We start from the raw sequence: 13,544 nt of genomic DNA, 5'->3' as shown, positions 1-13,544 counted from the left end.
CGGCGGATCCGGCGCCCGTCCACCACCCGGTCGCCGTGCCGCCGCCACCGCCACCGCGCCTCCCCTCTTCCGGGCCGCCCGGTCCCCGGACACGGCGGAGGGGCCGGTCGGCGCACCGACCGGCCCCCGTTGTGCCGTCTCCGTCATGCCGGGTCGGTCACCCGCGACGGACCGTCGATCAGTTGATCGGCGGGTAGGCGTTGCGCAGCAGCTCCTCGAACTGGGCCTGGAACCAGTGGCCCGAGAGCGGAGCGCCGTCCAGGGCGCCGGACTTGCTGTTGCCGTTGCGGGCGTTGCCGCCGTAGTCCGGGTCGCACATCTGGTCGGCCTTCTTGCCTTCCTCGTTCGGGATGTCCTCGCTGGCGCCGTCCGACTCCCCCGGGGGCTTGATCCACGCGTAGGCGTCGATGCCCGGAGCGGGCGCGGCCTTCGGCCGCTCACCGAGGCCGGCGCCGGCCTGGTTGCACCAGTTGCCGGTGTGAATCCGGCGGTCGACGCGGCTGCCGTCGACGAAGGCGTCCAGGCTGGTCTTGGCCGCGGGGGCGCTGGGCCGGTTCGGACCGCCCCAGCCGTTGCGGGAGGTGTCGATGATCACACCGACGTCGGAGCGGAAGCCGGCCTTGACCGCCTCCTCGCGGAACGCCTGGGCGTAGGACTGCTCGTCGACGTAGCGGTTCCAGTCGACCCACTTGGACTGGCGGACCGAGGTGCCGTTCACCGAGTCGTTGATGGTGAAGTGCGGCTCCTTGAGGGCGCCGTAGTTGGCGACGTTGGCGGCGAAGCCGGCCACGTTGTTGACCGTGGAGCCCTCGGAGGTGGCGGCCTGGTAGAGCAGCTTGGCGGTGGGGGCGAAGTTGTCGTCCCAGCCGAGCCAGCCGTGGTGGCCGATGTCGATGTAGTTGTAGACGTTCGGGATCGCGCCCAGCTTGGCCAGCGCGTAACCGACGCCCTTGACGTAGTTGCCGTTCGCCAGCATCGTGTCGCAGTTGGCGGTGGCCGTCGGGCGGCTGCCGACGTTGGTGATCAGGTTCGGCAGCGAGTCGATCTCGACGACGTTGATGATGCGCAGGCTCGCGTACTTCGGGTCCGACAGGATCGCCGCGATCGGGTCGATGAACTGCCGCTTGTACTTGTCGATCTCGGTCGGGCCGAGTTCGCCCTGGGAGGCCAGGGCGGCGCAGTCGCGGCCGGGCAGGTTGTAGGTCACCATCTGGAGCGCGGTGGCGCCCTGGGCCAGGGCCGCGTCGAGGTGGTCGCGCAGCCCCATGCTGTTCTCGCCGGCGGAACCCGAGGTGATGGCGGAGATGCGGTCCAGCCACACGGCGGTCGGCTGGTTGGCGATCGCGGCACCGCCGCTCCTGCGGGCCTGCGCCGACCAGTCGGGGTTCACGTAGAGCTTGGCACCCGCGTAGGGGTTGTCGACGCGGTTGCCCGGGGTGCCCGGGTCACCGGGGTCGCCGGGGTCACCCGGGTCACCGGGGTCGCCGCTGTCCACGTTGCAGGTGGTGCCGTTCAGCTTGAACGTGCTGGGCGCCGGGTTCGACCCGGAGTACGTGCCGTTGAAGCCGAAGTTCGCGGAGCCGCCCGAGGACAGGGTGGAGTTCCAGGAGGGAGCGGTGACGGTCACGTGCGCGCCGCTCTGGGCCACGGTGGCGTTCCAGCCCGAGCCGGCCTTCTGGTTGCCGGCGTAGTCCCACTCCACCTTCCAGTTGCTCAGCGCGGAGGCGGCGTTGTTGGTCACGGTGACCGAGGCGGTGAAGCCGTTGCCCCAGTCGTTGACGACCTTGTAGTCCACGGTGCAGGCGGGCGCCGCCACGGCGGTGCCCTGCATCATGCCGCCCGCTCCGAGTGCGCCGGCTATCAGCGCACTCGCGGCGAGTAAGGCCATCCGGCGCTTGCGCGCCGGCTTAGTGGTGCCTGTCATGCGATCTTTCCTCTTCCCTCGGTGGTTCTCCGGATGGCGACGGAGTCCAGCTCCGCGTTGGGGGTGCGGTCGGGTTCACGGGTACGGGCCCCGGGCGGGGCGGCCTTGGCCGGTGGTGGGGAACGACCGCCGCCGTGGCGCGGATCGGGCCCCGGGGCGGTTCCCGCCCCGGGGCCGGTCCGCCCGCGGAGCGGAAAGGACGGGGAGTGGTTGGGGAGGTCGGGGCGCGCGGCTGCGTGTGTCGCGGTGCCGTGGCGCGGTGGGGGGTGCGGTGGGGGGTGCATGGAGCGGCTCCTGGTCGTTCGTACGCGCCGTCCCTGGCGCACGACTGTGGAAGCGCTCCCACTGGTTGGAGGAGAACGTAGCGCCAACTCTCCGTCGTCGCCAGAGTGCGTTCAGGAATTGGCGAATCGAATTTCTTCGACGGGGTCGTCTCGTTCAGAGTCTTGACAGGTGTCATGTCCACCTTGACTCTTGGGAGCGCTCCCACTGGTTTCAGTTCCTCACCCGTGCACACCCCGCGCACAGCTCACCCCCCACCCCGAGCCGCGAGGAGGGAACCCCGCGATGCGTGCGTTACCCGTACCGGAAGTGCCACCCAGGCCCCCCAGGGGCAGATCCGGAAGACTGCTGCTGGCGGCCACCGCCGTGATCGCCCTCCCCCTGGGGATGACCTCGGCCCTCAGCGGAACCGCCCAGGCCGCGCCCCTCCAGTGCAGCGTCGACTACACCAAGAACGACTGGGGATCGGGGTTCACCGCCTCGGTCACCGTCACCAACCGGGGCTCCGAGGCGATCGACAACTGGACCCTGACGTACGACTACAGCGGCAACCAGAGGCTCCAGCAGGGCTGGAACGGGCAGTGGTCGCAGTCGGGGAAGACCGTGACGGTCAAGAACCCGCCCTACAACACGCGCATCGCCGCCGGCGCCGCCGTCACCGCGGGCGCCAACTTCAGCTACAGCGGCACCAACGCCGACCCCACCGCCTTCCACCTCAACGGCACCCGCTGCGGCGGGAACCTGGCCGCCCCCCAGGCCACCCTGACCAGCCCCCGGGCGGGCGCGGTCTTCTCCGAGGGCGCCACCGTCCCGCTGCGGGCCGACGCCCGGGCCGTGGAGCCCGGCGCCACCGTCGAGAAGGTGGAGTTCTACAGCGACACCGAGCTGCTGGGCACCGACGCCACGGCTCCCTACGCCTTCGACTGGAAGGACGTCCCGGCGGGCAACTACTCGCTCTACGCCGTCGCCCACGACTCCAACGGGATGTCGAGCGAGTCCACCCCCGTCGGCGTCCAGGTGACCGACGGCCCCTCCGTGGTCGCCACCCCGGCCCAGCTCGGCGTGCGCCAGGGCGAGACCGCCCGGTTCGCCGTGAAGCTCTCCGAGCAGCCGTCCGAGACCGTGACCGCCACGGTGGAGCGCACCGCCGGCAACAGCGGCCTGTCGGTGCTCGAGGGCGCCGCGCTCACCTTCACGCCCTCCACCTGGAACACCCCGCAGACGGTGACCATCGCCGCCGACGACACCGGCTCCGGAGCGGCCACCTTCACCGTCAGCGCCCCGGGCCACGACGCGGCCGAGGTGACGGTCACCCAGCTGGCCGGCTCCGGTGACGCGGGCGAGTACGAGGACCGCTTCCTGGAGCTCTACAACAAGATCTTCGACCCGGCCAACGGGTACTTCTCGCCGGAGGGCATCCCCTACCACTCCGTCGAGACGCTGATGGTCGAGGCCCCCGACCACGGTCACGAGACGACCTCCGAGGCCTACAGCTACCTGATCTGGCTGCAGGCGATGTACGGCAAGGTCACCGAGGACTGGGGACCGTTCAACGAGTCGTGGCAGATCATGGAGAAGTACATGATCCCCACGAAGGACGACCAGCCGACCAACAGCTTCTACGACCCGTCCAAGCCGGCCACCTACGCGGCCGAGCACCCCACCCCCCAGGACTACCCGTCGGCGATCGACGGCGGCGTCCCGGTGGGCCGCGACCCGATCGCGGCCGAGCTGCGCAGCGCCTACGGCACCAACGAGATCTACGGGATGCACTGGCTGCAGGACGTGGACAACGTCTACGGCTTCGGCAACGAGCCCGGCAGCGTCTGCCAGGGCGGACCGCGGGCCGCCGGGCCGTCGTACATCAACACCTTCCAGCGCGGCTCCCAGGAGTCGGTCTGGGAGACGGTTCCGCAGCCCACCTGCGACGACTTCACCTTCGGCGGCAAGAACGGCTACCTGGACCTGTTCATCAAGGACGGCAGCTACGCCAAGCAGTGGAAGTTCACCAACGCCCCCGACGCCGACGCCCGCGCCATCCAGGCCGCCTACTGGGCCGAGACCTGGGCCGAGGAGCAGGGCAAGAAGTCCGAGATCTCCGCGACCCTGTCCAAGGCCGCGAAGATGGGTGACTACCTGCGCTACGCCCTCTTCGACAAGTACTTCAAGAGGGTCGGCAACTGCGTCGGCGCCACCTCCTGCCCCGCCGGCAGCGGCAAGGACAGCGCGCACTACCTGCTCTCGTGGTACTACGCCTGGGGCGGCGCCACCGACACCAGCGCCGGCTGGTCCTGGCGGATCGGCAGCAGCCACAACCACTTCGGCTACCAGAACCCGATGGCGGCCCACGCCCTGACCACCGTCCCGGAGCTGAAGCCCAAGGGCTCCACCGCCGCGGCGGACTGGGAGAAGAGCCTGACGCGCCAGATCGAGTTCTACCGCTGGCTGCAGTCCGACGAGGGCGCCATCGCCGGCGGTGCGACCAACAGCTGGGGCGGCAACTACGGCACCCCGCCGGCCGGCACCCCCACCTTCTACGGCATGTTCTACGACGAGAAGCCCGTCTACCACGACCCGCCGTCCAACCAGTGGTTCGGCATGCAGGCCTGGTCGATGGAGCGCGTCGCCGAGCTCTACCACGAGACCGGCAACGCCATGGCCAAGCAGGTCCTGGACAAGTGGGTCCCCTGGGTCCTCTCCGAGGTCACCGTCAACCCGGACGGCAACTACCAGATCCCGTCGACGCTCCAGTGGTCGGGCAAGCCCGACACCTGGAACCCGTCCAACCCGGGTGCCAACGCGAACCTGCACGTGACGGTCCGCGACTACTCCACCGACGTCGGCATCACCGCGGCGCTGGCCAAGACCCTGATGTACTACTCGGCCAAGTCCGGCCACGCGGAGTCCAAGGCCACCGCCAAGGCGCTGATGGACGCGATGTGGGAGCACCACCAGGACGCCATGGGCATCGCGGTGCCGGAGACCCGGACCGACTACCAGCGGTTCGACGAGCCGGTCCACGTCCCGGCGGGCTGGACCGGGACCATGCCGAACGGCGACGCGATCGACTCCGACTCCACCTTCCTGTCGATCCGCTCCTTCTACGAGGACGACCCGCAGTTCCACAAGGTGGAGAGCTACCTGAACGGCGGCGAGGCGCCGACGTTCACCTACCACCGCTTCTGGGCCCAGGCGGACGCGGCACTCGCCCTGGCGACCTACGCGGACCTCTTCGGCGACGAGTAGCCGCCGGAGGGGATGAAGCCGGCCCCCCGGTCCGGTCTGGTCGACGGCGGCCGCACCGGGGGGCCTTCCAGCCCCGCGCGGTACCCACGGTCCGCGCGGCACGGCGCCACCCCCCAAAAAAACCGGTGGGCCGGGCACCACCCGGCCCACCGGTCCCGCTAGCCGGTGACGAGCTGGAGCAGCGGTCTGTCCGCCCCCGCCTCTCTGCTGCCCAGCCGCACCAGGGGGCCGCGGCCGTCCGGCGCCAGCACCAGGGAGACCTCTCCCGGTGCCGCCTGCCGGACGGCCGCGGTCACGTCCAGGCCGGTCCAGTCGTCGTAGGACGTGACCGTCCCCGAGCCCAGGGCCGGGCCGGGCTCCGGTGCCCCGTCCCAGGTGAGCGACGCCTCGTCCCAGTCGTTCCCGGCCGGGCCGTACGCGCGCAGCGACGTCCACAGCGCGTCGTCGGCGCGGGTGCCCGGATCGTCCGGGAGGTGCCCGCGCACCCACAGCACCGCGCGCCGCACCCCGGCGGCCGCCGTGCCCCCGGGCAGCCGGAACCGCAGGTACGCCCGCCGCTCCCGGTCGGCCTCCCCGGTGGAGCACACGGTCAGCACCGGCGAGGCGCCGCCGGCCTCCCCCGAGTGGCGTCCGCCGCGCACGGTCGCGTCCGCCACCGGCTCCAGCAGCCTCACCCGGCGCCGCGGGGCGGGACGTCCCGGGCCCAGGACCGCCGACAGCGACGCCCCACGGCTCCCGCCGGTCTCCGCCAGCAGCCGCACCCCGCCGGGACCCGCGCCGAGGACCGTGAGGCCGCCCCCCGCCTCCCGCACGGCCGCCGCCGTGCGGCCCACCGCCTCACCGGCCAGCTCCAGCCGCACCACCGCCGCCGAGCGGGACGGGTCGGCCACCGCGATCCGCAGCGCGTCCGGCTCCCGCAGCACCAGCACCGCGCACGGTCCGTCGGCGGTGATCCCGGCGGCGGAGCCGGCGGCGAAGAAGACGGCGGCGGTCAGCCGCGCCCCGCGCGGGACGCCCGGAGCGCCCGGCGGCGTACGGAAGGCGTGCACGTCCTCCTCCAGCGCGGCGACCTCCACACCGGGGCGGGCGGCGCGGGCGGCCGTGGCGGCGGCCGAGGCGCCCGGCAGCAGCAGGTGGGCGTGGGCCGCGCCGGCCGGGTCGGTGCCGTGGTCGTGCCAGAGCGTCAGGTGGCGGCGGGTGACGGGCGCGCCGGGGCCGCGCGCGTTCAGCTGCCGCCAGGAGCCGGTGCGGTCCTCGCGGCGGCTGAGCAGCTCGCGCGGCCCCGGCACGCCCCCGGGCAGCGGCAGGAAGACGTAGCCGCCGGTGCCGTCCAGGTGTGCCCAGCGCGGCCGCGGATGGCGCAGGGTCCGGCCCGGCGCCCCGGGCATCCGGGCACCGTCCACGGTGAGCCGGGCGGGCCGCGGGTCGTCCGGCGCGTGCAGGTTGCGGCCGTCCACCACCGTCTCGATCCGCCGCCCGCCGTCCGCGGTGATGCCGCCGGACGCGGTCAGCACGGCGTCGTCCAGGAAGAGCCAGGAGCGGCGGGCCCGCAGCGGCGAGTCGATGCCCCGGAAGTCCGTTCCGGCCAGCCCGAACCCGTCCCCCGCGGCCAGGCGCACCATGCCCGACCAGCGCGTGCCCGACAGGGGCACGCGGTCGTTGTCGCCGCCCGCGCCCACCGGCAGCGGTGCGGTGTCCACGGTGATGCCGGGCAGCCGCTCGGGGTCGACGGTGGGCCAGTACTCGTCGGTGTAATGGAAGGGGTCGCCGGCCAGATGGAGCTGGAACATCCCGTCCCCGGTGTGCCAGCCCCGGGCGTTCTCCCCGTTCATGTACTCGTAGCGGGCCACGCGGTCGGAGTTGAGGGCCAGCGAGTACGTCCACCCCGGCCGGCGGTGCACCACCCGCTCCATGGCGGGGAAGGCGAAGTGCCCCACCGGGCCGTCCCCCTCCGCCGGCCCGGGGCCGTCCAGGACGTCCGCCACCGCGGCGATCTGCGCGGGCTGCCGCGCGGAGAGCGGGCGGTGGGCGGCGCGCCGCGCCCATCCCCCGGCCAGCGACCTCAGCCGCCGGGCCGCCGCGGCCTCCCGGGGCGGCAGCGCCCCGGCCAGGACCGCGGCGTCGACGGCCAGCAGGAAGCCGTCGTCGGCGTCCCGCTCCTCGGACCGGGAAATCGCCCGGCCGCGCACGCAGTCGAGCACCGCGCCGCCGTGCACCAGCGGCACGAAGGTCTGCTCCACCACGCGGACGGTGCGCTCGCGTTCGGCGGCGGCCACGTCCCAGGCGGTGCCCGCCAGCAGCCGCATCAGACCGGCCATGCCCCGCAGCAGCACCTCGCCGTAGGTGCCGGGGTAGGCGACGCAGGTGTGCATGAGGAACGAGCCGTCGGCGTGGAAGCCGTCGCCGACCGGCACCGGGTCGAGCACGCCCGCCAGTGAGGAGGCGGCCAGGGCCAGCCTCCCCGGGTCGGAGCCCAGCGCACCGCGCACGGCCGTGATCCGGCACAGGTCGACCCGGTTGGCGCCGGTGGAGACGAGGGAGCCGCGCAGCATCCGCCCCGGGTCGGGCGCGAAGTGGTCGGCCGCGGCCAGGAGTCCGTCCAGCACCTCGCGCGGCACCGCGCCGCCCAGCAGGGCGCAGGTGTCCGCGACGGCCCCCGGCACGCCGATCTCCCAGTCCCACCAGTTGCCGTACGGCGGCCGCCCCGGGCGGTAGGCGGAGCGGTGCAGCAGGCGCAGCCCCTCGGCGGCCCGCGCGGCGGCCTCCGCGTCGCCGTGCAGCCGGCTCGCGGGTGTGGCGCATCCCAGGGCGACCGCCAGCAGCCGGTCCGCCACCGCGGTCGTGTTCGACGACGGCCCGGCGCCCTCGCCCAGCGGCAGGTCGTCCCAGGGCGTGGTGCGGCCGGGGCCGGTGCGCAGGCCGGCCAGGTACCGCAGGGCGGCGCGGTCCCGGGCGGCGACGGCCGCCTCGTAGGCGGCCCGGCACCCGCTGCTCCGGGGCACCTCCGGGCCGACCAGCAGCGCGCGCCGGCGGCGCAGCAGCTCCCCGTACACGTCCCCGCCCCCACCGTCCGCCGTCCCGTACGCGCCGTCAGACGGCCGCGCCCGCGCCGCGCCGCGCCCGGCGCCCAACGTCCCGGCGGCGGCCGCCGACAGCCCGGCGGCGACCACAACCCTCCTGCCGGGCCCGCCCGTTGGGCCCGCCGGTGCCCTCCGTTCCGCCGGGTCCGCCCGGTCCGCGTCCGCCATGGCGCCTCCCTGTGTCCGCCGCCGTCCCCACCCGTCCTCCGGCGCCCCGCCGCCGGAGGACGGGTGGGGACCGCCAGGGCGGAGCCCGGCGCGGCACCGCGGCCGCGGTCCACCGGCGGACCGCCGGACCCGGCGGAGGTGGTTCAGTCCATTCACCTGTACGGGGATTGTCGTGCGATCCGGCGGGCGCGGGGGCAACCCGGCGCGGCGACGCGCGGGTTCACACCCCCGCACCGGCCGGCCGCTACGCCGTTCGGCGGTCCGGCCGGCGGCCGCGGAGATGCGAACGGGCCCATGCTGACGTGTCCTCACATCTAAAGCACCGCCGAATGGGAGGTCAGACCGAATGGCTGGACGAACTGGAGACCGGCAGTGGACACCGAACCGGCGCGGGCTGGTGCTGCGGGGCGCGGCACTGGCGGCGCTGGGAGGGGTGTCCTTCCTGGCCGGGCGGCAGGAGGGGGCGGCGGGGCTCCGGGCGGGGCACGACGCCGCCCCCGCGGCGTTCCCGGCCGGCCGGGGGAGCGGACGGCCCCCGGCCCGCGCCGCCACCGGACTGTGGGCCCGGCCGATGACGGGGGACCACCGGGTCACGGCGCCCTACGGCATCCCCGGCAACTGGCAGGCGGGCCACCACACGGGGATCGACTTCGCGATGCCCGTGGGCACCCCCGTCTACTCGGTGGGCCCCGGCTCCGTGGTCTTCGCGGGGGAGGCGGGGTCCTACGGCAGAGCCGTCACGATCGGGATGGACGACGGCCACTACACCCTCTTCGCCCACCTGTCGGCGATCTCGGTGCGCGAGGGGCAGCGGGTGAGCGGCGGCAGCCGGGTGGGCTCCTCCGGGGCTACCGGCCGCGTCACCGGGCCGCACCTGCACTTCGAGGTGCGCAACGGGCGCAGCTACGGCTCGGACGTCGACCCCGTGGCCTACCTCGCCCGGCGCGGGGTGCGGCTGCTGTGAGGGGGGTCATACCGCACCGCGCCCCCCGGCCCGGGGGAGCCGGGCGGCGCGGGAGCCGTCCGGGGCGGCCCGGGAACGGCCGAGGGCCCGGTCCGCATCCGGACCGGGCCCTCGGGCACCAGGGTGAGTAACGGGACTCGAACCCGCGACATCCTGGACCACAACCAGGTGCTCTACCAGCTGAGCTATACCCACCACGACCGGCGCTTCCCGCACCGGCCGATAAGAGTGTACAGGGTCGGAAGCCCTGCTCGCGCACCCTTGTCGGCCGGTGTCCGGGAGGCGCCTTATCCGGACGCCGGCAGCACGTGCCGGGCCGCGATCCCCCGGGCGGTCTCCGAGTCCGGACCGGGCTGCGGCACGAAGACGGCCTCGCGGTAGTACCGCAGCTCGGCGATGGACTCCCGGATGTCGGCCAGCGCCCGGTGGTTGCCGCTCTTCTCCGGGCTGTTGAAGTACGCCTTGGGGTACCAGCGCCGCGCCAGCTCCTTGATCGAGGAGACGTCCACGATCCGGTAGTGGAGGTGGCCCTCCAGCGCGGGCATGTCGCGCATCAGGAAGCCGCGGTCGGTGCCGACGGAGTTGCCGCACAGCGGGGCCCGGCCGGACTCGGGCACGTACTGCCTGACGTACTCCAGGACCCGCTGCTCGGCGTCCTCCAGCGTGGTGCCGCCCTCGAGCTCGTCGAGCAGCCCGGAGGCGGTGTGCATGGCGCGGACGACGTCCGGCATGGAGGCCAGAGCCTCGGCGGGCGGGCGGATCACGACGTCCACCCCTTCACCGAGCACGTTCAGCTCAGAGTCGGTGACCAGGGCGGCCACCTCGATGAGCGCGTCGTCGGACAGCGAGAGCCCGGTCATCTCGCAGTCGATCCACACCATGCGATCGTTCATGCGTCCAGCCTACGGGGCCCTGCCCGGAGTACGGCCCCGCTGGGAGGGCAGCCGGGGGGAGTAGGTGTCGGAGTCCGGCTTGCACGCCTCGCCCCGGACGCCCCGGTCCGGCCTCTCCCCGCGCTCGCCCCGCTCCCCGTGGAGGGCTCCGGGGCCGCCCTGCCCGCCGCGGCCGCCGGTCCCGTCCGCGGCCGCGGGCGGGTGGTCGGCCCGGCCCGCCGCCACGCGCTCCTCACCCGTCCCGCCGCCGTCCGGTCTGCTGCCGGTGCGCGCCCGGTAGGCCGCCCGGTAGGCGGCCGGGGAGGCGCCCAGCTGCCGCCGGAAGTGGCCGCGCAGGGCGACCGGCGAGCGGAAGCCGCAGCGTCCGGCGACCTCGTCGACCGAGTAGTCGGAGGTCTCCAGCAGCCGCTGCGCCTGGAGCACCCGCTGGGTGATCAGCCACTGCAGCGGCGCGCTGCCCGTCAGGGAGCGGAACCGGCGGTCGAAGGTCCGGCGGCTCATGTACGCGCGCGCGGCGAGCGTCTCCACGTCGAACTGCTCGTGGAGGTGCTCCAGGGCCCAGGCGACGACCTCGGCGAGCGGGTCGGTGCCGATCTCCTCGGGTAAAGACCTGTCCAGGTAGCGCTCCTGGCCCCCGTTGCCGCGCCGGGGCGGTACGACGAGGCGGCGGGCCAGGGCTCCCGCCGCCTCGGCGCCGTGGTCGGTGCGCACCACGTGCAGGCACAGGTCGATGCCCGCCGCGGTCCCGGCCGATGTGAGGATGTCGCCGTCGTCCACGAACAGCTCGCGCGGATCGACGTGGACGGCCGGATAGCGTTTGGCCAGCGTCGGCGCGTACATCCAGTGCGTCGTCGCGGGCCGGCCGTCCAGCAGCCCCGCGGCGGCGAGCACGAACGCGCCCGTGCACAGGCCGATGATCCGCGCGCCCTCCTCGTGCGCCCGGCGCAGTGCGTCGAGCGCCGCCGGGGGCGGCGGCTGGGTGATGGAGCGCCAGGCGGGCACCACGATCGTGCCCGCCCGCGAGAGCGCCTCGAGGCCGTAGGGAGCGGTCAACTCCAGGCCTCCGGTGGTGCGCAGCGGTCCCTCTTCGCCCGCGCACACCAGAAGGCGGTAGCGGGGAACGCCGGCGTCCTGCCGGTCGATGCCGAAGACGGACAGCGGGATGGAGCTCTCGAAGATCGGGCCGCCGCCGAAGAGCAGTACGGCAACGATCTCGCGGCGGCGGCGCGCGGCCAGCTTGCGCGTCGTCCCAGGGCCGTGTGTTGGCTCCTGGCTCATGAAACTAAGCCCCCCTCAGTCGTCGCGTCCTTCCGGTGCTGCACATTTCCCCCGCCGTGGTTGCCAAGATCGAATCTACTGTGTCGCGTGAGGCTGACGTGACAAGTTCACCACTCGCCGCTATGTCGACATGACAACTTGGCGTGAAGCGTTCGATCACGAAGAGTTCCACCTGTCGGTGCCCCTGTGAAGAACGCCTCGGTTCGTCGTCATCTGTCCGCGGCGCCCGCTCGCTCGCCTCGTCTCCTTCCGTCCAGGTGGGCCGGGTGCGGGTCGGCCTCCGGCAAGTTGTGTACCACGGCTGGAAGTTGGCCGAAAAGCACGGGGGCTCAGAAAGAGGGGGCCCACGGTTCCGGTGATGTGCGCTCCGAAGGGGAGGGGCGCATTCAGCGGTGGCCCCGTCCGCCCCTGTGCGCCCCCGCGCCGGTGCGGCCGTGCCGGCCCCGGTGCGGGCCGGTGCGCCCCGGGCGGCCGGGGCGGGCGGCGGTGCGCTCGCAGTGCCGCAGCAGGACCCGGCAGACGGCGGTGACCAGGGCGGCCCCGGCGCCCGCCCCCAGGGCGCGGGCGGGGGAGGAGCCGCAGGAGAACAGGGCGAGGGGAACCAGGAGGCAGCCGAAGGCCGCCCAGCGGGCCAGCTCGCCCGCCCGCCCGGCCGGCCCCGCCGCCCGCCGCCGCGTCCGCCGCCCGCGCCCTTGGCCCCGGCCCCCGTGCCGGGGGGCTCCCGGGCCGTCCGGCGGCCCGCCGCGGCCGGTGCGCCGGCGGCGGCGTCCCCGCGGGACGGCGGGCGCGGACCGCGGCGCGGGGGCGTCCGCCGCCCCGGGCGCGGATCCCGCGTCCTCCGGCGGGGCGTCCGGGAAGCGGCTCACGACGGGCTCCGGGGCGGTCGGGGAGGCGGGCACGCCCTGCCTAACGGCCGGGGTCGTCCGGGGTCACCGGGGCAGGGGCGCCCCGCTCCCCGCGGTCCGGCGGGCCCGGTGCCGCGGCCCGGCCGGCACCGCTTTGCCGCGGCTCCCGGGAGCACACGGGACGGACCGGGCATTGCGCATCGCCCCCCGCTCCGGCATGCTGCACCGGCAGTGACCGCAGACCGCACCATCTGGGCAAGGGGGGAGTGCCGACGTACCCTGGGGGGTATGGGCTGAGGAAGTTGCCTCCCGGTCGTATCCAAGGCACACGTGAAGTTACCGATGGCTGGACACGAGATCCCCGACCCCGCGGACCGCAAGCGGCTCGCCGATCCGACGGCGACGCCCCGGGCGGCGGACGAGACGCGCCACTCCTGCGATCCGGCGTTCCAGCACGGGGTCGTGGTGGGGTTCGACGGCTCGACCTCCAGTGAGCGGGCCCTGGCCTACGCCATCGGCATGGCGCGGCGCTCCGGTTCCGGCCTGATCATCGTCCACGTCGCCAACCGGCTGCCGACGACCGTCTGGGCGGGCTGCGAACCGCCGGTCTTCGTGGACGTCCCCGACCACCGCACCGAGGTCCTCGGCCTGGAGCTGGCCTGCGCCGACCACCTCGCCGAGGTGCCCTGGATCCTGGTCGAGCGCGGCGGCGACATCTGCCACGAGCTGGAGGAGGTCGGCTGCGAGTACGAGGCCGACGCCATCGTCGTCGGCTCCACGCACGGCCTCGTCGGCCGCATCTTCGGCTCGGTCGCCGGACGCCTGGCCCGGCGCGCCCGGCGGCCGGTCGTCGTCATCCCCTGA

At 74.2% G+C, this 13,544-nt stretch carries 8 protein-coding genes and 1 tRNA gene; 3 read left to right on the top strand and 6 right to left on the bottom strand.

Translation table 11 applies throughout. From position 1 onward, the window contains the following. Positions 1 to 178 precede the first annotated feature (178 nt). Positions 179 to 1,924 (bottom strand): glycoside hydrolase family 6 protein, encoded by a 1,746-nt coding sequence (locus tag ACFSJS_RS19165; RefSeq protein ID WP_380901993.1) that lies wholly within the window; start codon positions 1,922 to 1,924, stop codon positions 179 to 181. A gap of 567 nt (positions 1,925 to 2,491) precedes the next feature. Here ACFSJS_RS19165 and ACFSJS_RS19160 point away from each other — a divergent pair. Then, positions 2,492 to 5,452: a glycoside hydrolase family 48 protein gene (locus ACFSJS_RS19160; RefSeq protein WP_380901991.1), complete on the top strand. Its 2,961-nt coding sequence runs from the start codon at positions 2,492 to 2,494 to the stop codon at positions 5,450 to 5,452. Positions 5,453 to 5,610: 158 nt separating this feature from the next. On the opposite strand, the gene ACFSJS_RS19155 is transcribed toward ACFSJS_RS19160, so the two are convergent. Beyond that, complete coding sequence (locus ACFSJS_RS19155; protein ID WP_380901989.1) at positions 5,611 to 8,622, bottom strand: polysaccharide lyase family 8 super-sandwich domain-containing protein; 3,012 nt, start codon at positions 8,620 to 8,622, stop codon at positions 5,611 to 5,613. Positions 8,623 to 9,046: 424 nt separating this feature from the next. Here ACFSJS_RS19155 and ACFSJS_RS19150 point away from each other — a divergent pair, with 424 nt between their 5' ends. Next, positions 9,047 to 9,664: a M23 family metallopeptidase gene (locus tag ACFSJS_RS19150; RefSeq protein ID WP_380901987.1), complete on the top strand. Its 618-nt coding sequence runs from the start codon at positions 9,047 to 9,049 to the stop codon at positions 9,662 to 9,664. Between the two features lie 122 nt (positions 9,665 to 9,786). Here ACFSJS_RS19150 and ACFSJS_RS19145 read toward each other — a convergent pair. The 4 genes from ACFSJS_RS19145 to ACFSJS_RS19130 form a co-directional block, all read right to left on the bottom strand. Continuing rightward, positions 9,787 to 9,859 (bottom strand) — tRNA-His (locus ACFSJS_RS19145). A 92-nt stretch (positions 9,860 to 9,951) separates the two neighbouring features. Next, a complete protein-coding gene (gene orn, locus ACFSJS_RS19140; protein ID WP_380901985.1) occupies positions 9,952 to 10,557 on the bottom strand; it encodes an oligoribonuclease in 606 nt (201 codons plus the stop codon). Positions 10,558 to 10,566: 9 nt separating this feature from the next. Next, the gene (locus ACFSJS_RS19135; protein ID WP_380901983.1) at positions 10,567 to 11,835 is read right to left on the bottom strand and encodes a helix-turn-helix domain-containing protein; all 1,269 of its coding nucleotides are present in this window, start codon (positions 11,833 to 11,835) and stop codon (positions 10,567 to 10,569) included. A 386-nt stretch (positions 11,836 to 12,221) separates the two neighbouring features. Beyond that, positions 12,222 to 12,701: a hypothetical protein gene (locus tag ACFSJS_RS19130; RefSeq protein WP_380901981.1), complete on the bottom strand. Its 480-nt coding sequence runs from the start codon at positions 12,699 to 12,701 to the stop codon at positions 12,222 to 12,224. A 321-nt stretch (positions 12,702 to 13,022) separates the two neighbouring features. Between ACFSJS_RS19130 and ACFSJS_RS19125 the strand changes: the two genes are divergently transcribed. Further along, a complete protein-coding gene (locus tag ACFSJS_RS19125; protein WP_380901979.1) occupies positions 13,023 to 13,544 on the top strand; it encodes a universal stress protein in 522 nt (173 codons plus the stop codon).

The sequence above is a fragment of the Streptomyces desertarenae genome (assembly GCF_042681365.1).
GTDB lineage: Bacteria > Actinomycetota > Actinomycetes > Streptomycetales > Streptomycetaceae > Streptomyces > Streptomyces desertarenae.
The sequence above is the reverse complement of the archived record's forward strand: the minus strand, read 5'-3'. Positions and strand labels throughout refer to the sequence as shown.